The organism is Hyphomicrobium sp. MC8b (assembly GCF_905067615.1).
Lineage (GTDB): Bacteria > Pseudomonadota > Alphaproteobacteria > Rhizobiales > Hyphomicrobiaceae > Hyphomicrobium_B.
Genome location: NZ_LR898465.1, coordinates 3897079 through 3916979, shown reverse-complemented (window position 1 = coordinate 3916979; position 19901 = coordinate 3897079). Strand labels below are relative to the sequence as shown.

Here is a 19901-nt window from a genome sequence, read left to right as displayed (position 1 = left end):
AACGGATAAATGCGAGATCGCCCGCAATCGGCAGTGAACTTCGTTTTCGATGCGCACCGCGATGACGCCATGTTAGCGCAACAGTCAGGCCAAATTCTCCTCGTATAGGCGCGAGCGTCAAAGAACGAGGAGAAAACATGCTCAGCTCAAGGATCATCCTGGCTGCTATCATCATCGCAGGAACTGCCGGGACCGCCACATCTCAGACCATTCGGCTGGATGATCGCGGCTTCAGCTTCCGCTTCGGCAAGGACGATCGCCGCGGCGATGTCGAAGGCAAACGGGCGAGTTGCGAAGTCTATGCCCGCATCGCGCAGGTTCAGGCTGATGCCAATATCCGCTATCGTTGTGGTTTCCGCGGTCCGCAATGGGATACTGATACCCGCAACCATTTTCGCTGGTGCAGATGGGCTCGGCGCGCCGACTTGGCACGCGATCAGCTCTTCCGGTCTCAGGGACTTCAGGATTGCTTCAATCGTCTGGGCGACTTTGACGACCGTCGCTGATCGCACGACACATTAGGATAAGGGAAGGCCGGAGCGTTGCTCCGGCTTTTTTGTTTGCGCCCTGCGAGAAACGATCAGCTGATCGGGCGCGCCGTCGCCCGCGGCTTGATATGCAGGTGTTTCGCAGCGTGCGCTTTGACAAGACGCTTGCCAAGCCCTGCTGCCCGTCGCGCCTGATAGATGTTCGCCAGGAAAAGATTGGCGACGCGCGACCAGTCGTGCCGCATGGCCTGCACCCGCACCCGATCGCGGTCGAGCTTCAACGCCGCAAGTGCCGCCGCCCGCAGGTCGTCATCGAGGCAGCCGGTCACGCCGGGCGTCACGACGTCGATCGGCCCGGTCACCGGATAGGCAGCAACGCCAAGACCTGAAGCCATGGCTTCGAGCAGCACCAGGCCGAACGTGTCGGTGCGGCTCGGAAACACGAACACGTCGGCGTTCGAATATTCCTGCGCCAGATCTTCGCCCGTCTTGGCGCCCTTGAAGACGACATCGGGATACCGGCTCCGCAGAAGTCCGAGGATCGGCCCATCGCCGACAACGACCTTCTTCCCCGGCAGATCGAGATTGAGGAACGCCTCGACATTCTTTTCGCGCGAGACGCGGCCGACGTAGAGAAACGTCGGCCCGGCTTTGGCGGCGGCGTCTTCAGCGTCGCCCATTTTCGAGCGCGGCTTGAATTGCGCAGTATCGACGCCGCGCGACCACAGCATCAGCCGCCGGAACCCGCGGCCCGACAATTCCGTCTTCAGCGATCGCGTCGCCACGAACATGCCGATGCCGGGTCGGTGAAACCAACGCTGAAACGCGTAGCTGATCCACGCCGGTAGACCGGTGTAGGCCTCGATGTACTCCGGAAACCGCGTGTGGAACGACGTCGTGAAGCGAATGCCCTTGCGCAGGCAAACGCCGCGCGTCGCAAGCCCGATCGGCCCTTCCGTCGCGATATGCACGTGATCGTAATTGCCCTCTTTCAGCAGCGCGGCAACCTGCGACCGCCGCGCCAGCGCCAGTCGGATCTCGCGATAGCCGGGACACGGCAGCGTCGCGAAATCCAACGGCGATAGGATCGTGACCGTGTGGCCGGCGGCATCAAGCTCGCGCTTCAGGTTCTCGTAGGTGCGGACGACACCGTTGACCTGCGGCTTCCAGGCGTCGGTCGCGATGAATATTCGCATCACGCTACCTCGATGTTGGGGCGCCGCGCCGATGACAGGCTGTGAGCGGCGCGATCCGCAAAATCGCCGAGCGGGCCAGAGAGCATGACGAGAAGCAGGTCCGAATCTATCTAACGGCGTATTTTAATCCGCTTCTGACCTCACCAGTTTTCGATTGTGTGACAGTTGGCAGGAATTGCCCGAACAATCTGCAATTTAACCTCTACGAAGCCTCAAGACTTGCATCGTGCAACGTCAGTCGCGCTGAGCTGGGCGATCCGGCGCCACGTCATATAGGCGCGGATATCGGTAAACTGCCCGTCGGCGAGACGGGCGATCGGCGGCGCGTCCTCATCCCGATGGATGATCTCGGCCATGATCCAGCGGTCGGAAAATTGCTCGTCCGCCAGCCCGTCGAATGCCGGACGCGGCACGCGATATTTGATCTCGATGATTTCGCCCACAGCGAGGTCTGAGGTAGGGCCAGCCATGTGGGTGCTCCTGTATAGTTTACGGAGCGGCGTGAGTAGACGCGGAATTTTTCAGTTCCGTGGCAGTTCGCTGACCGCCGGATTGCAAGTCGTTAATGCGCGACGCGAGTAACAGCGCAATTCCGGGATTTTCCCCGTCGGCGCTTCAGCTTGCCGCGTTTTCATCTCTGGCCGACAAAAGTCTGGTACGCCCGGGTCTTGGGTCCTGATATGCCGGGCCCGAGACCAAGCCGGATCTCGGGAGGAATTGGAATGACGAAGTGTTTGGGCCTCGTGGCCGTCTTGGCGGCATTGGGCTTCGCGACCCAGGCGTCAGCGAACCAGGATGTCCAAACGCTCGCTAGCGATCCCGCCAACTGGGCGATCCAATCGGGAGACTACAGCGGCCACCGCTATTCGAAGCTCGATCAGATCAACGCCTCGAACGTCGGCGACCTTCGCGTCGCGTGGACGTTCTCGACCGGCGTGTTGCGCGGCCACGAAGGCGGCCCGTTGGTCATCGGCGATGTCATGTACCTCGTGACGCCGTTTCCGAACGTCGTGATGGCGCTCGACCTCGCGCATGAGCAGAAGATTCTCTGGAAGTACCAGCCCAAGCAGGACCCGTTCGCCGCTGCCGTGATGTGTTGCGACACGGTCGACCGCGGCGTGCAGTACGCCGAGGGCAAAATCCTCGTGCATACGGCCGATACTTCGCTCATCGCGCTTGACGCCAAGACCGGCATGGAAATCTGGAAGGTCAAGGAAGACGATCCGAAGAATGGCGCGTCAGGAACCGGTGCGCCGCTCGTCGTGAAAGACAAGGTGATCGTCGGTGTCTCGGGCGGCGAGTTTGGCGTCCGCTGCTACATCACCGCCTACGATTTGAATTCCGGCCATCGCGTCTGGCGCGCCTATTCGATGGGACCGGACGCCGACATGCTGATCGACCCCGACAAAACGACATCGCTCGGCAAGCCGGTCGGCAAGGATTCCTCGCTCAAGACTTGGAACGGCGACCAGTGGAAGATCGGCGGCGGACCGGTCTGGGGCTACATGGCCTTCGATCCGGCTCTCAATCTGGTTTACTACGGCTCCGGCAATCCTTCGACATGGAACCCAGTGCAGCGCGCAGGGCCCGGCGGTAAGCGCATCGACCAGAAATGGTCGCAGACGATTTTTGCCCGTGACGCCGACACCGGCATCGCCAAGTGGGTCTATCAGATGACCCCGTTCGATGAGTGGGACTATGACGGCGTCAATGAACCTATCTTGACCGACCTCGATATTGATGGCGTCAAGCGCAAGGCGCTGACCCACTTCGACCGTAACGGCTTCGGCTACACGTTGGATCGCGTTACCGGCGAGCTGCTCGTCGCAGAAAAATTCGAGCCGGACGTCAATTGGGCGACGAAGGTCGTGACGGACAAGAGCGATCCGCAATACGGACGCCCGCTCATCAATAAAAAGTTCTCGCCGTTCGAGACGGGAACGGACGACGTGACGAAAGGCATTTGCCCGTCGTCGATGGGCGCGAAGAACCAGCAGCCGGCGGCCTATTCGCCGCTCACCAGCCTGTTCTACGTTCCGGTGACGCGCCTCTGCATGGATATGGAAGCTTTCAAGGTGTCGTATCAGGTCGGCCAGCCGTACGTCGGCGCGACGTTGACGATGTTTCCCGCGCCGGGCGAAAACGGCAACACCGGGGCTTTCATCGCGTGGGACGGCGCCAAAGGCAAAACCGTGTGGTCGAAGCCGGAACGCTTCGCCGTGTGGTCGGGCGCTCTGACGACGGCGGGCGGCATCGTCTTTTACGGCACTCTAGAAGGCTATCTGAAAGCGGTAGACCAGAAGACCGGCAAGGAACTTTTCAAGTTCAAGACGCCGTCCGGCATCGTCGGCAATCCGATGACCTACATGCACGACGGCAAGCAATATGTCGCCGTCCTCTCAGGCGTCGGTGGATGGGCGGGCATCGGCCTCGCCGCCGGATTGACCGATCCGGAAGACGGTTCCGGCGCAGTCGGCGGCTTTGCTTCTCTATCGAGCTATACAGGTCTCGGCGGCACACTGACGGTGTTCGCGCTGCCGTGAAAGGCGGCTCAAGCCGCGGAGATCCATCGGCTCGACGATCAGAAAAACCGCAGCTTGCCGTCGTACTTCACGGCCCAGGCTTCGCCCTTGCCTTTGGCTTCGGATTTCTCGCCCGTCGGCGGAATGACGTCGCCGATGACGATAGGTTCTTCGCCCGCCGACGTCAGCGCCGCGATCACGTCGTCGGCACGCGCCTTCGATACGACTGCGATCATGCCGATGCCGCAGTTGAATGTGCGCAGCAGCTCCGCGTCCGGAATGTTGCCCGTCGTCGCCAGCCATTCGAACACCCCCGGCGCTGTGAATGACGACAGGTCGATCCGCGCCGCAACGTCCTTCGGCATGACCCGTGGCACGTTCTCCGAAAGTCCGCCGCCGGTGATGTGCGACAGCGCCTTGATCGCGCCGTTCAAGCCGGAGCCGCCCGTCGCCCGGATCGCGCTGAGGAGCGGTTTGACGTAGATCCGCGTCGGCGTCAGCAGCGCTTCCGACAACGTCTCGTTTTGCGAATGGGCAAACGGCGCGGGCGCGTCCCAGTCGAGCTTGGCGTGTTCGACGAGCTTGCGCACGAGGCTGTAGCCGTTCGAATGCACGCCCGACGATTTAAGGCCGATTAGAATATCGCCGACGCCGACATCGGCGCGGGGCAGAATTTCGTCGCGTTCGACCGCGCCGACCGAGAACCCTGCGAGATCATAGTCGCCGCCTTTGTAGACGCCGGGCATCTCCGCCGTCTCACCACCGATCAGCGCGCATCCGGCGAGCCGGCAGCCTTCCGCTATTCCCGCGATGACATCGCGCGCGACGTTCACGTCGAGCTTCCCGACCGCGAAATAATCGAGAAAGAAAAGCGGCTCGGCACCCTGCACGACGAGATCGTTCACGCACATCGCGACGAGGTCGATGCCGATGGTCGCGTGCCGTCCCGTGTCGATCGCGATCTTGAGCTTCGTACCGACGCCATCGTTTGCGGCCACAAGGATCGGATCGCGAAATCCCGTGCGCTTTAAATCGAAGAGACCGCCGAACCCGCCAAGGTCAACGTCGGCGCCCGGACGGCTCGTTGCCTTCGCCAGCGGCTTGATAGCTGCGACAAGCGCATTTCCTGCGTCAATATCGACACCCGCGTCGGCGTAGGTGATGGGTTTTTGCGAATTTTCGTCAGCCGCGGACATCAATCCTCGTGGTCGTTTGGAATGCCGGATGCAACAGGGTGAGCGGTCTTGCAAGCATCGCAGCGGGGAAAGGTTCGGTTAAACTCACTTTTGCCCCATTGCCAACCCGTCATGGGGGTCGTAGCAGCGACTGGACCTGAGAGCAAACGAAGCACTGACCTCTGGGTTCCACGGGATGTCGCAGCGCTGGTCTAGCCGGCTTGAGTGGCCCTGCAACACGACAAAGATGGGGGATTAACGGTGCTTGCGAGCCGCTGCCTCGCCATTGCTATTCTGATTTCGTCCGTTCTGGCAGGCGTTGATGTCGCGTCCGCGCGCGCCGATGCCGACGCGCCATACACGGTCGGGAACTATCCTGTCGAGGCGACGGCCGCCAATGCGGTTGCCGCCAAGGAGCAGGCCATGAGCGAGGGCCAACAGGCCGCGTTCCGCTCGCTGTTGAAGCGCTTGGTTCCTGTGACCGCGTATAAGCAGTTGGATCGGCTCCGCGACGTGAAGGCAGGCGATCTCATCTCAGGCATCTCGGTGCGTTCGGAACGCAATTCCTCGACGACCTACTATGCCGGCCTCGATTTCTCGTTTCAGCCGGACGGCGTGCGTTCACTTCTGACGCAGCAGGGTATCCCCTTCGTCGATCAGCAGGCCCCGCCGGTGACGGTCGTAACGGTGCTCTTGCAGGGCACCCCGCCAACGGCGAGCAACGACAGAGGCCTGTGGCACCGCGCTTGGTCGAGCCTCGATCTCACGCACACAATTACGCCTGTCGTCATGAAGGATTTAAAGCCCTCGATCCAGACCGACACGATAACCGCGCTGATGTCCGGCCAGGACAGCGCGCTGCAGAAGCTCAAAGCCGAGTACGGTGAGGGCCTAGTCGTTCTCGCCATTGCCGAGCCGGACATGGCGGCCAAGCGGCTCAACGTAACGATCGCGGGCAGTGACGCCGTCGGCGGACTTTTGTTGAAGCGGGTGTATCGCATTAACGACGGTGATCTCGATTACGCCTCGCAGTTGGCGGCTGTCATCTCGCTCGGCATCTTGGAAGGACGCTGGAAGGCGGTCAAAGCCGGCGTCCTCGACACGGCCGCTGCGCCGCCTTCGAATATGCCTGTCTGGGCCGCCTCGACGACCGGCAGCGGAGAAGACGTGAGGTTGACCGTGGTCTTCGGCAATTCTGATCAGTGGGATGAGATGCGTGGGCAACTTCTCGATACGCCCGGCGTCGACGCCCTGAATATCGGGTCCGTGTCAGACCGAAGCGCCGACGTGTCACTTAAATATCCCGGCGGCGCTGCAAGTCTTGCGAACGCGCTGGGCGCTCGTGGGTTAAGCCTCGCCAACACATCCTCCGGTTGGGTTCTTCGTCCAAGTTATTGAAAAGCATAGTAAATATAAAACTCTGACCTGCCGCAGATCGCGTCGTCACACGCCAAACGATGCGTGTTCCTCCCTTTTGTTTTACCGCACTGCAAAGGAGGTTGTTCTCGACGAGACAAACGTCGAGAGGGTAGGTTCGCGCCGCCCGGATATCGAGACGGCCGGGTTGCAGGGAGAGACGGGGACAATAACGGCGTGAGCATTCCAAATTTAATTACGCTCGGTCGGGTTATCCTCGTACCTGTGGTCTTCTGGCTTTTGCTGACCGGTGAGCTGCAAGCGGCATTTCTGGCATTCGTCGTCGCCGGTATTTCCGATGCGGTCGATGGCTTCTTGGCCAAGCGCTTCAATTGGGAAACCGAGCTTGGCGCTTATCTCGATCCGCTAGCGGATAAATTGCTGATCGTCTGCATCTTCGTGGCGCTGGGCGTGACGGGCCGCCTGCCATCGTGGCTCGTGATCCTGGTCGTATCGCGCGACGTGCTGATCGTCATCGCCGTCGTCCTGTCTTGGCTTCTCGACCACCCGACGCCGATGAAGCCACTCGCCATCAGCAAGATGAACACTGTTGCTCAAATCGTGCTGGCCGGAACCGTGCTTGCCGATGAAGCGTTCGGTCTGAGGCTGAAAGGGCCGGTACAACTACTAACCCTGCTCGCCGCCGCCACCACGGTTGCCTCCCTCGTTGCTTATTTGCGCGTCTGGCTGCGGCACATGACGGTATACGAAACTCCCGGCTCGAAAAGCTGAGCATTTAAGGCCATGCTGTTTCGGGGTGCTTCGGCAATTGGGTGAGGATCGGGACCTATGCATTTTGAGCGGCACGCGCTGTTCTGGACGGCGACGGCGTTGCTGTTTGCCTATATCGTGCAGCTCATCGCTCCGGCATTGCTGCCGTTCGCCATCGGTCTGACGCTCGCCTACTTTCTGAGTCCCGTCGTCGATGCGATGGGCCGCATCGGTATTCCGCGCTGGATCGCGACGATCCTACTGCTCGCGTTTTCGACTTTGCTGATAATTTTAGCGCTTGTCTTCGTCGTCCCCATTCTCTTTCAGCAGGCAGCGGGTTTCATCGAGTCTGCGCCAGGAGCAATCGACCGCCTGAAGTCACTGATTGAGACCACTGCGCGCGACCATCTCGGACCCCGCTATCCTGAGGCTGAGGCAACGGTTCGCAACGCTCTGGACAGCCTCAGCAAGGCCGTTCCATCATTGCTCGCAAGCTTTGCGGGAAGCATCTGGACTCAAGGCACCGCCGCATACAACTTTTTTACGGTCGTCCTCATCACGCCGGTGGTGTTCTTCTATGTGTTGCTCGACTGGCCCAGCATAGTCGCGAAAATCGATTCCTGGCTGCCCCGCGACGGAGCCGATGAGATTCGTGGACTCGCCACTGAAATCGATTCACGCATCTCGGCTTTCATCCGCGGCCAAGGCGTCGTTTGCATTCTGCTCGCAATCTACTACGCGGGCGCCTACAGCGTGGCTGGACTGAATTACGGCCTTCTCGTCGGCGTGGCGACAGGGCTCGCGTCCTTCATTCCTGTATTCGGATGGTCGATTGGCGCAATAACGGCCATGCTGCTTGCGATAGTTCAGTATTGGCCCGAGTTCACGCCCATCCTGGTCATTGTCGGCATCCTACTCGTCGGACAGGCGCTCGAGTCTGCGATCCTAAGCCCCTACATTATCGGCTCCGAAGTCGGGCTTCATCCTGTCTGGGTAATTTTTGCGCTGTTGACCTTCAGCTATCTGTTCGGATTTTTAGGTCTTCTCGTTGCCGTGCCGGTTTCCGCCGCAATCGGCGTGCTCGTACGTTTCGCGCTCCGAAAGTATCTCGACTCCTCTGTCTATCAGGGAGAGGTCGAAGCGGCGCCAAAGGATCCGCAGCAACCCTAATCCATGACCACGACGCCACAGCAGCTTGTCTTTGAACTTCCGCACCGCGCGGCAATGGGACTTGAAGATTTTCTCGTCTCAGAGTCGAACGCGGCCGCGGTGAGCCTTGTCGATCGTTGGCCCGATTGGCCCATCGGCGCGGCGGTCATCGCGGGGGCCAAGGGCAGCGGGAAAACCCATCTTGCGAACGTCTGGCTGACGCGCGCCGGCGCGACGGCGGTCGAGGCGTCCCAGATCTCGCGCGAAACCGTTCCCAAGGTTGCGGCAGCCGGCGCGGTTCTGATTGAGGACATCCAGAACGCCGCTGACGAAGCTGCGCTGTTTCACCTCTTGAACCTTGTGCGCGAGCAGCGGCTGCAGATCCTGCTGACGACGGATACTGCGCCGGGCGATCTCTCGATCACCCTGCCGGACTTCCGCTCCCGTCTGAAAGCTCTGCCGCTCGCGACCATCGATCCGCCGGACGATGCGCTGTTGCGCGCCGTCCTCGTCAAGCTCTTCGCCGACCGGCAGTTGAGCGTCGAGCCGCAACTCGTCGATTACGTGCTCGTTCGCATGGAGCGATCGATGCTGGCGGCAGAACGGTTCGTGTCGGCGGCTGACCGCCGGGCGCTCGCCCTGCAGCGGCGGCTGACGCGCGCGATTGCCGCTGCCACGCTCGACGCACTGGGCTATTGAATCAGCTTAAGAATCGGCTGTCACCCACCCATTCGTCATTTGGGTGTAAACCTACTATATGGATTTCTTGAACCGGATTTCGGAGCATTTCCCCATCATGGCAACCGTGAAAAGCAGAAGCAGCAAGGCAAACGTTCCAGACGTGCCCGAGGGGCCGGATCGCTTCTACAATCGCGAGCTGTCGTGGCTCCAGTTCAATCGCCGTGTTCTTGAAGAAGCGGGCAATCGGCAGCATCCGCTTCTCGAACGGTTGCGCTTCCTATCGATCGCCGCTGCCAACCTCGATGAATTCTACATGGTGCGCGCGGCCGGCGTGTATGGCCAGATCCGCGCTGGTGTCACGACGCTGTCACAAGACGGCATGACACCGATGCAGCAGCTCGCCGCCATCAATAAGTTTGTGACAGGGCTCGTCGCCGACGAGCAGTTGAATTGGCGAACCATCAAAGACGAGCTTAGCGCAGCCGGGCTGCATGTTCTTCAGCCGAAAGATTTGACCGATGGCGAACGCGCCTGGTTGGAAAAGCTCTTTCTGAGTCACATCTTTCCGATCCTGACGCCCATCGCCGCCGATCCTGCGCATCCGTTTCCGTTCATCCTCAACAAGGCCATGACAATCGCGGTGGACATGGTGCGCCCGGTCGACGGCAAGACCATGAACGGCCTGATCCCCATTCCCGGTCAGCTCGAACGTTTCATTCGTCTCGAAACACATCCCGACAAGCCGCACGACGTGCGTTTCATTCAGCTCGAAAACGTCATCGGCATGCATTTGTCTGAACTGTTCTCAGGCTTCGAAATCAAGAGCCAGGGCACGTTCCGCGTGCTGCGCGACAGCGATATCGAATTCCAGGAAGAAGCCGAAGACCTTGTCCGATCCTACGAAAGCCAGTTGAAGCGCCGCCGCCGCGGCAACGTCATCCGGCTCGAGATCGATTCACGCATGCCGGAAAAGCTTCGCAAGTTCGTCATCGATGAACTCGAAGTGCGCGATGAAAGCGTTTTCGTGAAGGAAGGTATTCTGGCGCTCGCCGATACCACCCAGCTCATTGTGTCCGACCGACCGGAATTGCTGTTCAAGCCGTTCACGATCCGCTTTCCCGAACGCATTCGCGAATTTTCCGGCGACTGTTTCGCTGCGATCCGCAACAAGGACATCCTCGTTCATCATCCCTACGAAAGCTTCGACGTCGTCGTGCAGTACCTGCGCCAGGCCGTTGCCGATCCGAACGTCATGGCGATCAAATGGACGCTCTATCGCACCTCGCGCGACAGCCCGATCATTCAGGCGCTGAAGGAAGCCGTGGAAGCCGGTAAGTCGGTAACGGCCGTTGTTGAGCTCAAGGCGCGCTTTGACGAAGCGGCGAACATCCGCTGGGCGCGCGATCTCGAAAGTGCAGGCGTCCACGTCGTCTACGGCTTCACGGAATTGAAGACACACGCCAAGCTCGGCTTCGTTGTCCGCCGCGAAGGTACCGACCTCACGACCTACTGCCACATCGGCACCGGCAACTACCATCCGCAAACGGCGCGTGTGTATACGGATCTTTCCCTCTTCACGACCGACCCGATGGTCGCACGCGATGTCACGCGCATTCTGAACTTCGTCACGGGCTACGGTGAGCCTGTGGAACTAGAATGCATGGCCGCCAGCCCGCACGGCATTCGCAACCGTATCATGACGCACATTGCCGAAGAGATCAGGAATGCGAAGGCGGGCAAACCGTCCGGCATCTGGTGGAAAATGAACGCGCTCGTCGATCAGCAGATCATTTCTTCCCTTTATGATGCCAGCAACGCCGGTGTGCCGATCGATCTCGTCGTGCGCGGCATTTGCTGCCTGCGTCCGGGGATTCCGGGGCTATCGAGCAACATCCGCGTAAAAAGCATCGTCGGACGGTTCCTCGAGCACTCGCGCATTTACTGTTTTGCCAATGGAGAGGCCTTGCCTTCCCCCAAGGCCGCCGTCTACATCAGCTCCGCCGATATGATGCCTCGAAATCTTGACCGGCGCGTCGAAGCCTTGGCGCCGATTAAGAATCCGACAGTCCACGAGCAAGTTCTGAATCAGATCATGGTTGCGAACCTGAAAGACAACCAGCAGAGCTGGCGGATCAATTCCGACGGCAGCGCGACCCGGATCGAACCGGGTCCGGGGGAGGAAGCCTTCAATGCCCATAAGTACTTCATGACCAATCCTTCGCTTTCGGGCCGCGGACAGTCTCTGAAAGAGAGCTTCCCGCAACGTTTCCGCCAGCCTGGTTAGGCCCGGAGCTTGAATGACACGGTGGAAAGAAATCTCGGGCGCGAATGAGCGCACCGCAGAAATGGAGCCTATCGCCGTTGTCGACATCGGCTCCAACTCCGTGCGCCTTGTCGTCTATGAAGGCGCCGTGCGGGCACCGACGCCGGTCTTCAACGAAAAGATCCTTTGCGGTCTCGGGCGCTCGGTCGCAACGACCGGCAGTCTCGCGGCCGATGCCGTCGAACGCGCCATCGCGGCCCTGTCGCGCTTCCGCGTGATCGCGCATATCCTCAGCGTCAAGAACATCATGGTGATCGCCACCGCGGCCGTTCGCGACGCTCAGAATGGCCATGACTTCATCACCCGCGGCGAAAAGGCGATCGGCGCGAAGATCGAAGTCCTCTCCGGCGAAACGGAAGCCCGCCTCGCCGCCCAGGGCATCATGATGGGTTTCATCGATGCCGACGGCGTCGCGGGCGATCTGGGCGGCGGCAGCCTCGAATTGATCGATCTGGAGCAGGATCGCCTCAAGGAAGCCGCGACCTTGCCGCTCGGCGGTCTGCGCTTGATCGACACCACCGGCAACAAGATCGAACGCGCGACCGATATCATCGACAATGCGCTGGCAAGTTTGCCCTGGCTCAGAAACGGCACGGGGCGCACGTTCTATGCCGTCGGCGGCACGTGGCGCGCGCTCGCGAAAATGCAGATGGACCGTGTCGATTATCCGTTGCGCGTCATGCAGGGTTATCGGTTGACCACGCGCGAAGCGCTCGACCTGTGCGAGCAGTTCCGCAAGGTCAAGAAGCCGCTCGATCTGCCCGGCATCACCGGCGTCGCCCGGGCCCGCCGCGAAGTCCTGCCGTTCGGTGCTCTCGTGCTGGAGCGCCTGTTGCGGCAGATGGAGCCGCGCCAGGTCGTATTCTCCGTGTTCGGCATCCGCGAAGGCTTGATCTACGGACTTCTGCCCCCCTACGAGAAAGCGCGCGATCCGCTGATCAGTTTCTGTGAGGATTACGCCGCGCTCCGTTCCCGTTCGGTCGAGCACGCTTACGAGCTTTGCGCCTGGACCGACCAACTCTTCTCCGATCCAGCCCTCGAAGAAACGGCGGATGAACGACGCCTGAGACACGCAGCCTGCCTGTTGTCGGATGCCGGCTGGCGGGCGCATCCCGACTACCGTGGCGAGCAGAGCATCAACACCATCGCCCATGCCGGGCTGGGCGGCGTGGACCACCAGGGGCGGATATTTCTGGCCCTCTCGGTTTTTCACCGCCACGAGACATCCGAGGATAGCAGCGCTGGGCTTTCCGACCGGCTGCGCAGTCTTGTTAGTAAACGCGTGCAGCGCCGCGCCCGGATTCTTGGCGCGGCGATCCGGGCTGCCCATATGCTCTCGATCGGCATGGCGGGCGTCATCGACCAGACGCCCCTCAGCTTTGAAGACGGCGCGCTTGTCCTGACCCTGCCCCCGGTTTATGCGGCCCTGGACGGGGAGAGGCTGCGGCGGCGATTCGGAGCACTCGCAGAATTGGTCGGCAAGCGGGCAGAAATCCGATTTAGCGGTTGAGAGGCAGTACGCCTCGCTTGCGTCGCAACAATTTCTGATAATCTCGGATTAAAGTTCGCAGGATGAAGACAGCCTCCATGGCGGAAGATCTTTACGATATTCTCGGCGTATCGCGCGGGGCGTCAGAAGATGAAATACGCAGTGCATTTCGCAAGCTCGCGAAAGCCAGCCATCCTGACGTCAATCCCGGCAATGCTGGCGCGGCCGAGCGCTTCAAGAAAATCACCGCCGCCAACGACATCCTGAGCGATCCGGAAAAGCGCCGCCAGTACGACGCCGGCGAGATCGACGCCAAAGGCGATCCACGCCGCCCGCAATGGAGCCGGGCCGGAGCCGGTGCCGGGCGTCACAGCCCGTTCGGCGCCCGCGGTTTCGAGGGCCGGGCTGGGGCGGGTGGCGGTTTCGATGACTTCAGCTTCTCCGACATTTTTTCGGATGTCTTCGGCGCCGCCGGCACACGCGCCCGCCGCGATGCGCAGGGAGCGGGTCCCCGCGGCAACGATGTCCGCTATTCGCTAGAGGTCGATTTTCTCGACGCAGTTCAAGGCACCAAGAAGCGCGTCACGCTGCCTGACGGCGGCACGCTGGATCTCAACGTTCCCGAAGGCGTGGTCGACGGCCAGGTTCTGCGGCTCAAAGGTAAGGGTGCGCCCGGTGCCATCGGTGGCGAGGCTGGCGACGCTCTGGTCGAAATCAAGGTTCGCCCGCATCCCGATTTCCGCCGCGAGGGTGATGATCTGCTGCTTGAGCTGCCGATCACGATCGACGAAGCGGTTCTCGGCGGCCGTGTCGAAGTTCCGACGGCCACGGGCCGCGTGCAGTTGACGCTTCCCAAGGGCACGAGTTCCGGTAAGACGTTTCGCCTGAAGGGCAAGGGGGCGCGAGGCAAGAACGGCCACGTCGGCGATCAGCTCGTCACCGTCAAGATTGTCATGCCGTCAGAGATCGACGACAGCCTCTCATACTTCTTCTCCGAATGGCGCCAGACCCACAGCTACGATCCGGGCCGGAAGTAGCCAGTCCTTATCGTCATCCCGGCGCAGGCCGGGATCCAGTAAAACTGCAATATCTGTCCTGTCGAGGCTTGTCTTGGTGCCGACCTTCGTCGGCATGACGGTGGCGTGTGTCCACGATTGGCGGCCGTACGGAATGCGAGTCGCCAATCGCGATTACAAACTCTACCTTGCAGCAGGTACCGCGCGCACTTCGCCGTTGACGAGGGTCAGCGCAAGCTCGCCGCGCTTAAGCTTAAGCGCAGCATCCCCGAACAGCGTCCGCCGCCAACCCTGCAGGGCCAGAATGTCGGCTTCATCTGACGTCGCGAGCTGTTCGAGATCATCGCTGTCGGCGATGATGCGCGGCGCCACGCCATGCTCGGCAGCGGCCGCCTTCAGCAGTACTTTTAAAAGCTCCAGCGTCGCGCTCGCTTCGGCCGAGAGCGCTTCGTTGCGCTCGATCTTCGGCAGCGTCTTCGGATCGCGCGCCAGACCCACCTTCACGACATCGATGATTTCCTTCGCCCGCTGGGAGCGCGCAAAACCGTCCGAAAGCGTACGCAATTGGCCAAGCGCATCGGCGCTGGCAGGCAACTGATTGGCGATATCGTAAAGCGCATCGTCGCGCAGCACGCGGCCGCGCGGCACATCGAGCTGTTGCGCCATCCGTTCGCGCCACGCCGCAAGCTCGATCAGCACGGAGAGCGACTTGCGCCCCTTCACGCGCAGCTTCAGCCGCTGCCAGGCATTTTCCGGTTTCGCATCGTAGGTGGAAGGGCTGATGAGCACTTCCATCTCTTCCTGCAGCCACGGCGTCCGGCCGGTCTTCTCCAGCATCTGCTTGAGACGCACATAAACGTCACGCAGGTGCGTGACGTCGGCCAGCGCATAGTCGAGCTGCTTGTCGGACAGGGGCCGGCGGCTCCAGTCCGTGAAGCGGGAACTTTTGTCGAGATCGACGCCCGTCGTCTTCTTGACGAGGTTCACATAGCTGATGCTGTCGCCGTAGCCGCACACCATCGCGGCGACCTGACTGTCGAACACCGGCGTCGGCACGACCTGCGACTTCAGATAGACGATTTCGATATCCTGCCGCGCGGCGTGAAACACTTTCACGACCGACTCGTTCGCCATCAAATTATAGAATGGCGTCAGGTCGATGCCGGGGCTCAACGGGTCGACGACCGCCTCGGCTTCCGGCCCCGCGAGCTGGATAAGGCACAGCAATGGCCAGAACGTCTGCTCGCGCAGAAATTCGGTGTCAACGGCAACATATTCACTTTTCGCCAGCACATCGCAGAGTGCCGACAGTTCGGACGTGGTCGTGATCATTCGCATCAGGGCAACGCCTATAGCGCATGGATTTGTTGTTGTCGCCATCAGCTTGGTCGCGGCGTGAACAGGCTTTTGGACGCCGGCGGCCTCTAAGGGTGGTCCGGAAATCCTCAGTATGAAATCCCTGGATTTACCGGGCCCGCACGCCCGAATATCCGTGCGGAGGGGCGGCCGGAAACTCTGTCGGGCGGTAACCTTGACTTTCCGCCGCCCACATGCGCTTTTCCGCGGCGATTTTCACCCACATGACCAAAGGGTTTTCCGGCCATGGCCGAGGCTAAGCTGCATCGTTATCGCTCGCACACCTGCGGCGCGCTCCGGAAGAGCGACGTCGGCTCCGACGTACGTCTTTCGGGCTGGGTGCACCGCGTGCGCGATCACGGCGGCGTTCTGTTTATTGACCTGCGCGATCATTACGGCCTGACCCAGGTGGTGGCCGATCCCGACAGCCCAGCCTTCAAAGTCGCCGAAACCCTGCGTTCAGAATGGGTTGTCCGCGTCGACGGCAAGGTCCGCGACCGGCCGGAAGGCACCACAAACGCCGAACTGCCGACCGGCGAGGTCGAGCTTTACGCCACTGAAATCGAAGTGCTTTCCGCGGCGAAAGAGCTTCCCGTCCCGGTCTTCGGCGAGCCCGATTACCCGGAAGACCTGCGCCTGCAATATCGCTTCCTCGATCTGCGCCGCGAGACGCTGCACGGCATCATCATGAAGCGGCTCGACATCACGCGCTCGATTCGCCGCCGCATGCATGACGTAGGCTTCAACGAATTCCCGACGCCGATCCTGACCGCATCGAGCCCCGAAGGCGCGCGCGACTTCCTCGTGCCGAGCCGCATCCATCCGGGCAAGTTCTACGCGCTGCCGCAGGCCCCGCAGCAGTACAAGCAACTTTTGATGGTCTCGGGCTTCGACCGCTACTTCCAGATCGCGCCCTGTTTCCGCGACGAAGACCCGCGCGCCGACCGTCTGCCCGGCGAATTCTACCAGCTCGACGTCGAGATGAGCTTCGTCGAGCAGGAAGATATCTTCGCGACGATGGAGCCGATCATCACCGGCCTGTTCGAGGAATTCGCCAACGGCAAGCCGGTCACGCAAGGCTGGCCGCGCATTCCTTACGATACGGCCATCGCCAAGTACGGCTCCGACAAGCCGGACCTGCGCAACCCGATTGAAATGGCCGATGTCACCGAGCACTTCCGCGGCTCGGGCTTCAAGGTCTTCGCGGGCATGATCGAGAAGGATGCCAAAACGCGCATCTGGGCAATCCCCGCGCCGACCGGCGGCAGCCGCGCATTCTGCGACCGCATGAACTCCTGGGCGCAAGGCGAAGGCCAGCCGGGCCTGGGTTACATCTTCTGGCGCGACGGCGACGAAGCGGGCGCCGGTCCGATTGCGAAGAACATCGGCCCCGAACGCACGGTTGCGATCAAGAACCAGCTCGGCTTGAAAGACGGCGACGCTGTCTTCTTCGTCGGTGGCAACCCGGCGAACTTCTACAAGTTTGCAGGCGCCGCCCGCGATCGCGCCGGCCATGAATTGAAGCTGATCGACGAGAACCGCTTCGCGCTTGCCTGGATCGTCGACTTCCCGTTCTACGAATGGAACGAGGAAGACAAGAAGATCGACTTCTCGCACAATCCGTTCTCGATGCCGAAGGGCGGACGCGATGCGCTGGAAGCTGCCGAGAAATCCGGCCGCGATGCACTCCTCGCGCTCAAGGCGAACCAGTACGACATCGTCTGCAACGGCTACGAGATTGCCTCGGGCTCGGTCCGTAACCACGTGCCCGAGACGATGGTGAAAGCGTTCGAGATCACCGGACTTTCGAAGGCCGATGTCGAGGCGCGCTTCGGCGGGCTCTACCGCGCGTTCCAATACGGCGCACCGCCCCATGGCGGTATGGCCGCGGGCATCGAACGCATCGTTATGCTGTTGACAGGCGGCAAGACCGTTCGCGAAGTCGCGCTCTTCCCGATGAACCAGCAGGCGGCAGATCTTCTGATGGGCGCGCCGAGCGAAGCCTCGCCCAAGCAACTGCGCGAACTCTCCATCCGTGTCGTCACGCCGGAGAAGAAAGCCTAGAACTCTTTGTCATCCTCGGCTTTGCACCGAGGATGACAATCAACGTGTCACCATCTCTAACGTCATCCCGGCGCAGGCCGGGATCCAGCCAAGTCGCACCATCGTCATGCGAAAGGCCGCCTGGATGCCGACCTCCGTCGGCATGACGATAATAGTGTGTGCGATTGGCGGCCGGCTACCCACAGGGGAGTCGCCAATCGCCAACAAAAAAAGCGCCTTTCATTTGAAAGGCGCTTGAGTTTTATCCGGACTGCTGGGCTTGAAATCCGGTGGGGTAATCGTCGAGATTAGTTCGTCAGGCCCTGCGCCTGCGGCAGCAGCACCGACACGATGACTGTTCTGCCATCCTTGACGGCATTGCCGACCCACTGGCCTTGCTCACCGCGATAAAGCGGCGAAATGCCCGTATAACCCTGATGCGCTAACTGCACGCGCGCCTGCTCGGCGTTTGCCGCGTTTGCGAGTTCGGCACTGAAAGCAGCCGCGGACGCGCCGTTGTTCGTCGCTGCTTCGTCGGCATAAGCCGGAAGCGCCATGCCGGTCAGCGCCAATCCAATTAACATTATGCGAGTCATGTAAGCTCCATTAAACTGCGCGGCGCACATGCCGCCTGTGATGAATCTGAGATAGACACTCAACCCGTTCACCGCCACACAACTCCCCGTGCGTCCGATCGCGAATGTCGTGAACAAGATGTGATCGACGCCCCGTTCGGTTGCATCGAATGATTGAAATGAGAGGCGAAACGCAATGAAACTGCTGTTCCTCGGCGCCGGCGCGACTGGCGGCTATTTCGGCGGCTATTTGGCGAAGGCTGGTGTCGACGTGACGTTTCTCGTCCGCCGGAAGCGCCGCGAGCAGTTGGCGCGCGACGGTCTCAAGATCGAAAGCGTGGACGGGCGTCTCGATATCCCCGTCAAAGCCATAACCCGCGACGAGATCGTCGCGCCGTATGATGCAGTCATCCTCAGCGCGAAAGCCTACGACCTCGACAGCGCGATAGAGGCGATCCGCCCGGCTGTCGGGGACAAGACACTGATTTTGCCGGTGCTCAACGGAATGAAGCATCTCGATACGCTCGATGCTGCGTTCGGCGCTGCGCGCGTGCTCGGCGGTCTTACCCATATCAGCGTGACGCTGACCGAAGACGGGATTATCCGCCAGTTTGGGCAATTGTCGACGCTGACGATGGGCGCGCGCTTCGCCGGGCAGAAGGCGGCGGCGACGGCGCTTTACGAGACACTCGCTCGCGGCATCGAAGCACGCCATGCCGACGACATCATCTTGGCGATGTGGGAGAAGTGGTACTTCCTCGCCGCCTTCGCAGCATCGACGTGTCTGATGCGCGCCGGCGTCGGCGACATCGTGCGCGCCGCGCACGGAGCAGAGTTTACGCTGAATGTGCTGAACGAATGCACCGCCATTGCCGGCGCGAACGGTTATCCGCCTCAGCCTGAGATGATGGAATTTTCGCGGACTTTCCTGACCGATCCGGCTTCGACATTGTCGGCTTCGATGCTGCGCGATATCCAGCGCGGTGGGCAAATCGAGGCGGACCAAATCGTCGGCGACATGATCCGCCGCGGCAGGGCGCATGGCGTCGCGACGCCGCTTCTCGATCTCGCTTATCTCCATTTGCAGGCTTATGAGAACCGCTGTGCGGCCGTTAAGCCCGGTTGATCGCTATAGAGCCCGTATGATTACGACTTGTTAATCCGGCTGCGGCGTCTGCCTTGTTTCCAATTCGCCGTTGCGAGACTAATACGGAAATCATCTTCAGCCTGGAGATCCGGCATGATCCGTATGCTCGCCGCCGCTGTGTTCGCGCTGTTCGCTCTGACAGCAACGGCGGACGCGCGTGCTCCTGCACACGCTGACGAATGGAACGGCGCTGAGATTAATTGGCGCGACGCACGGTCCGGCATTTATGAATCGGCGCACACGGGCCGTCCTGTCATCATGGTATTTCACGCCACATGGTGCTCCGTCTGCAAACGGTTCCGCCAGGTCTTCAAGGACCCGGCCGTGGTTGCAGCTTCGCGTGATTTTGTGATGATCCTGGTCGACGCCGACCAGGAAAAAGAGGTCAATGGCGCCTTCCAGCCGGACGGCTCTTACGTCCCGCGCACGCTCTTTCTTGATTCGGATGGCAACGTCTCCGACAAGCTCATCGGAACCGATCCGCAGTATCCCCATTCCGTCAACGTCGACAGTCCGGCTGAACTGCTGGCGCTGATGAAGAAAGCGCACAGCGTCTACAACATTGCGCCTGCTGCGACCGACCCGCAGCCATCCAGCGAAAGCCCGATCTGATA

General features: G+C 61.0%; 17 protein-coding genes. 12 read left to right on the top strand and 5 right to left on the bottom strand.

The window, feature by feature from the left end:
- Positions 1–137 precede the first annotated feature (137 nt).
- Complete coding sequence (locus ACLB1Z_RS18745) at positions 138–506, top strand: hypothetical protein (protein WP_409561194.1); 369 nt, start codon at positions 138–140, stop codon at positions 504–506.
- A gap of 74 nt (positions 507–580) precedes the next feature.
- On the opposite strand, the gene ACLB1Z_RS18740 is transcribed toward ACLB1Z_RS18745, so the two are convergent.
- On the bottom strand, positions 581–1684 hold the full coding sequence (locus ACLB1Z_RS18740; protein ID WP_409561193.1) for a glycosyltransferase family 4 protein: 1104 nt from the start codon (positions 1682–1684) through the stop codon (positions 581–583).
- A gap of 212 nt (positions 1685–1896) precedes the next feature.
- Positions 1897–2154, bottom strand: coding sequence for a hypothetical protein (locus ACLB1Z_RS18735; protein ID WP_409561192.1), 258 nt, complete (start codon positions 2152–2154; stop codon positions 1897–1899).
- Between the two features lie 252 nt (positions 2155–2406).
- On the opposite strand from ACLB1Z_RS18735, the gene ACLB1Z_RS18730 reads away from it, so the two are divergent.
- The gene (locus ACLB1Z_RS18730; RefSeq protein WP_409561191.1) at positions 2407–4227 is read left to right on the top strand and encodes a methanol/ethanol family PQQ-dependent dehydrogenase; all 1821 of its coding nucleotides are present in this window, start codon (positions 2407–2409) and stop codon (positions 4225–4227) included.
- A gap of 38 nt (positions 4228–4265) precedes the next feature.
- Here the strand turns inward: ACLB1Z_RS18730 and purM are convergent, their stop codons facing one another.
- Positions 4266–5402: a phosphoribosylformylglycinamidine cyclo-ligase gene (gene purM, locus ACLB1Z_RS18725; RefSeq protein ID WP_409561190.1), complete on the bottom strand. Its 1137-nt coding sequence runs from the start codon at positions 5400–5402 to the stop codon at positions 4266–4268.
- Positions 5403–5642: 240 nt separating this feature from the next.
- Between purM and ACLB1Z_RS18720 the strand changes: the two genes are divergently transcribed.
- The 7 genes from ACLB1Z_RS18720 (at position 5643) to ACLB1Z_RS18690 (ending at position 14187) form a co-directional block, all read left to right on the top strand.
- Positions 5643–6779 carry a DUF2066 domain-containing protein gene (locus ACLB1Z_RS18720; protein WP_409561189.1) on the top strand — a complete coding sequence of 379 codons (1137 nt, stop codon included), beginning with the start codon at positions 5643–5645 and terminating at the stop codon, positions 6777–6779.
- Positions 6780–6974: 195 nt separating this feature from the next.
- Positions 6975–7529 (top strand): CDP-alcohol phosphatidyltransferase family protein, encoded by a 555-nt coding sequence (locus ACLB1Z_RS18715; RefSeq protein WP_013949717.1) that lies wholly within the window; start codon positions 6975–6977, stop codon positions 7527–7529.
- A gap of 57 nt (positions 7530–7586) precedes the next feature.
- A complete protein-coding gene (locus ACLB1Z_RS18710; protein WP_409561188.1) occupies positions 7587–8678 on the top strand; it encodes an AI-2E family transporter in 1092 nt (363 codons plus the stop codon).
- A gap of 3 nt (positions 8679–8681) precedes the next feature.
- Positions 8682–9356, top strand: coding sequence for a DnaA ATPase domain-containing protein (locus ACLB1Z_RS18705; RefSeq protein WP_409561187.1), 675 nt, complete (start codon positions 8682–8684; stop codon positions 9354–9356).
- A 97-nt stretch (positions 9357–9453) separates the two neighbouring features.
- Complete coding sequence (locus ACLB1Z_RS18700) at positions 9454–11622, top strand: RNA degradosome polyphosphate kinase (protein ID WP_409561186.1); 2169 nt, start codon at positions 9454–9456, stop codon at positions 11620–11622.
- A 13-nt stretch (positions 11623–11635) separates the two neighbouring features.
- Complete coding sequence (locus ACLB1Z_RS18695) at positions 11636–13171, top strand: Ppx/GppA phosphatase family protein (protein ID WP_013949713.1); 1536 nt, start codon at positions 11636–11638, stop codon at positions 13169–13171.
- 77 nt (positions 13172–13248) lie between these two features.
- Positions 13249–14187 carry a DnaJ C-terminal domain-containing protein gene (locus tag ACLB1Z_RS18690; protein WP_013949712.1) on the top strand — a complete coding sequence of 313 codons (939 nt, stop codon included), beginning with the start codon at positions 13249–13251 and terminating at the stop codon, positions 14185–14187.
- A 162-nt stretch (positions 14188–14349) separates the two neighbouring features.
- Here the strand turns inward: ACLB1Z_RS18690 and rnd are convergent, their stop codons facing one another.
- A complete protein-coding gene (gene rnd / locus ACLB1Z_RS18685; protein ID WP_409561185.1) occupies positions 14350–15504 on the bottom strand; it encodes a ribonuclease D in 1155 nt (384 codons plus the stop codon).
- Between the two features lie 279 nt (positions 15505–15783).
- Between rnd and aspS the strand changes: the two genes are divergently transcribed.
- On the top strand, positions 15784–17586 hold the full coding sequence (aspS, locus tag ACLB1Z_RS18680; RefSeq protein WP_409563312.1) for an aspartate--tRNA ligase: 1803 nt from the start codon (positions 15784–15786) through the stop codon (positions 17584–17586).
- Positions 17587–17873: 287 nt separating this feature from the next.
- Here aspS and ACLB1Z_RS18675 read toward each other — a convergent pair whose 3' ends face one another.
- Entirely contained in the window at positions 17874–18161 is a 288-nt protein-coding gene (locus ACLB1Z_RS18675) for a hypothetical protein (protein ID WP_409561184.1), read from the bottom strand.
- 175 nt (positions 18162–18336) lie between these two features.
- On the opposite strand from ACLB1Z_RS18675, the gene ACLB1Z_RS18670 reads away from it, so the two are divergent.
- Both ACLB1Z_RS18670 and ACLB1Z_RS18665 read left to right on the top strand, forming a co-directional pair.
- Positions 18337–19266, top strand: a complete 930-nt coding sequence (locus ACLB1Z_RS18670) for a ketopantoate reductase family protein (protein WP_409561183.1) — start codon at positions 18337–18339, stop codon at positions 19264–19266.
- 114 nt (positions 19267–19380) lie between these two features.
- On the top strand, positions 19381–19899 hold the full coding sequence (locus ACLB1Z_RS18665; RefSeq protein WP_409561182.1) for a thioredoxin family protein: 519 nt from the start codon (positions 19381–19383) through the stop codon (positions 19897–19899).
- Positions 19900–19901 lie beyond the last annotated feature (2 nt).

What these genes read in the sequence shown, in the direction of transcription:
- ACLB1Z_RS18745 (WP_409561194.1), top strand. Translation starts at nt 138, where the DNA reads ATGCTCAGCTCAAGGATCATCCTGGCTGCTATCATCATCGCAGGAACT.
- ACLB1Z_RS18740 (WP_409561193.1), bottom strand. Translation starts at nt 1,684, where the DNA reads ATGCGAATATTCATCGCGACCGACGCCTGGAAGCCGCAGGTCAACGGT.
- ACLB1Z_RS18735 (WP_409561192.1), bottom strand. Translation starts at nt 2,154, where the DNA reads ATGGCTGGCCCTACCTCAGACCTCGCTGTGGGCGAAATCATCGAGATC.
- ACLB1Z_RS18730 (WP_409561191.1), top strand. Translation starts at nt 2,407, where the DNA reads ATGACGAAGTGTTTGGGCCTCGTGGCCGTCTTGGCGGCATTGGGCTTC.
- purM (WP_409561190.1), bottom strand. Translation starts at nt 5,402, where the DNA reads ATGTCCGCGGCTGACGAAAATTCGCAAAAACCCATCACCTACGCCGAC.
- ACLB1Z_RS18710 (WP_409561188.1), top strand. Translation starts at nt 7,587, where the DNA reads ATGCATTTTGAGCGGCACGCGCTGTTCTGGACGGCGACGGCGTTGCTG.
- ACLB1Z_RS18705 (WP_409561187.1), top strand. Translation starts at nt 8,682, where the DNA reads ATGACCACGACGCCACAGCAGCTTGTCTTTGAACTTCCGCACCGCGCG.
- ACLB1Z_RS18700 (WP_409561186.1), top strand. Translation starts at nt 9,454, where the DNA reads ATGGCAACCGTGAAAAGCAGAAGCAGCAAGGCAAACGTTCCAGACGTG.
- ACLB1Z_RS18695 (WP_013949713.1), top strand. Translation starts at nt 11,636, where the DNA reads ATGACACGGTGGAAAGAAATCTCGGGCGCGAATGAGCGCACCGCAGAA.
- ACLB1Z_RS18690 (WP_013949712.1), top strand. Translation starts at nt 13,249, where the DNA reads ATGGCGGAAGATCTTTACGATATTCTCGGCGTATCGCGCGGGGCGTCA.
- rnd (WP_409561185.1), bottom strand. Translation starts at nt 15,504, where the DNA reads ATGCGAATGATCACGACCACGTCCGAACTGTCGGCACTCTGCGATGTG.
- ACLB1Z_RS18675 (WP_409561184.1), bottom strand. Translation starts at nt 18,161, where the DNA reads ATGACTCGCATAATGTTAATTGGATTGGCGCTGACCGGCATGGCGCTT.
- ACLB1Z_RS18670 (WP_409561183.1), top strand. Translation starts at nt 18,337, where the DNA reads ATGAAACTGCTGTTCCTCGGCGCCGGCGCGACTGGCGGCTATTTCGGC.
- ACLB1Z_RS18665 (WP_409561182.1), top strand. Translation starts at nt 19,381, where the DNA reads ATGATCCGTATGCTCGCCGCCGCTGTGTTCGCGCTGTTCGCTCTGACA.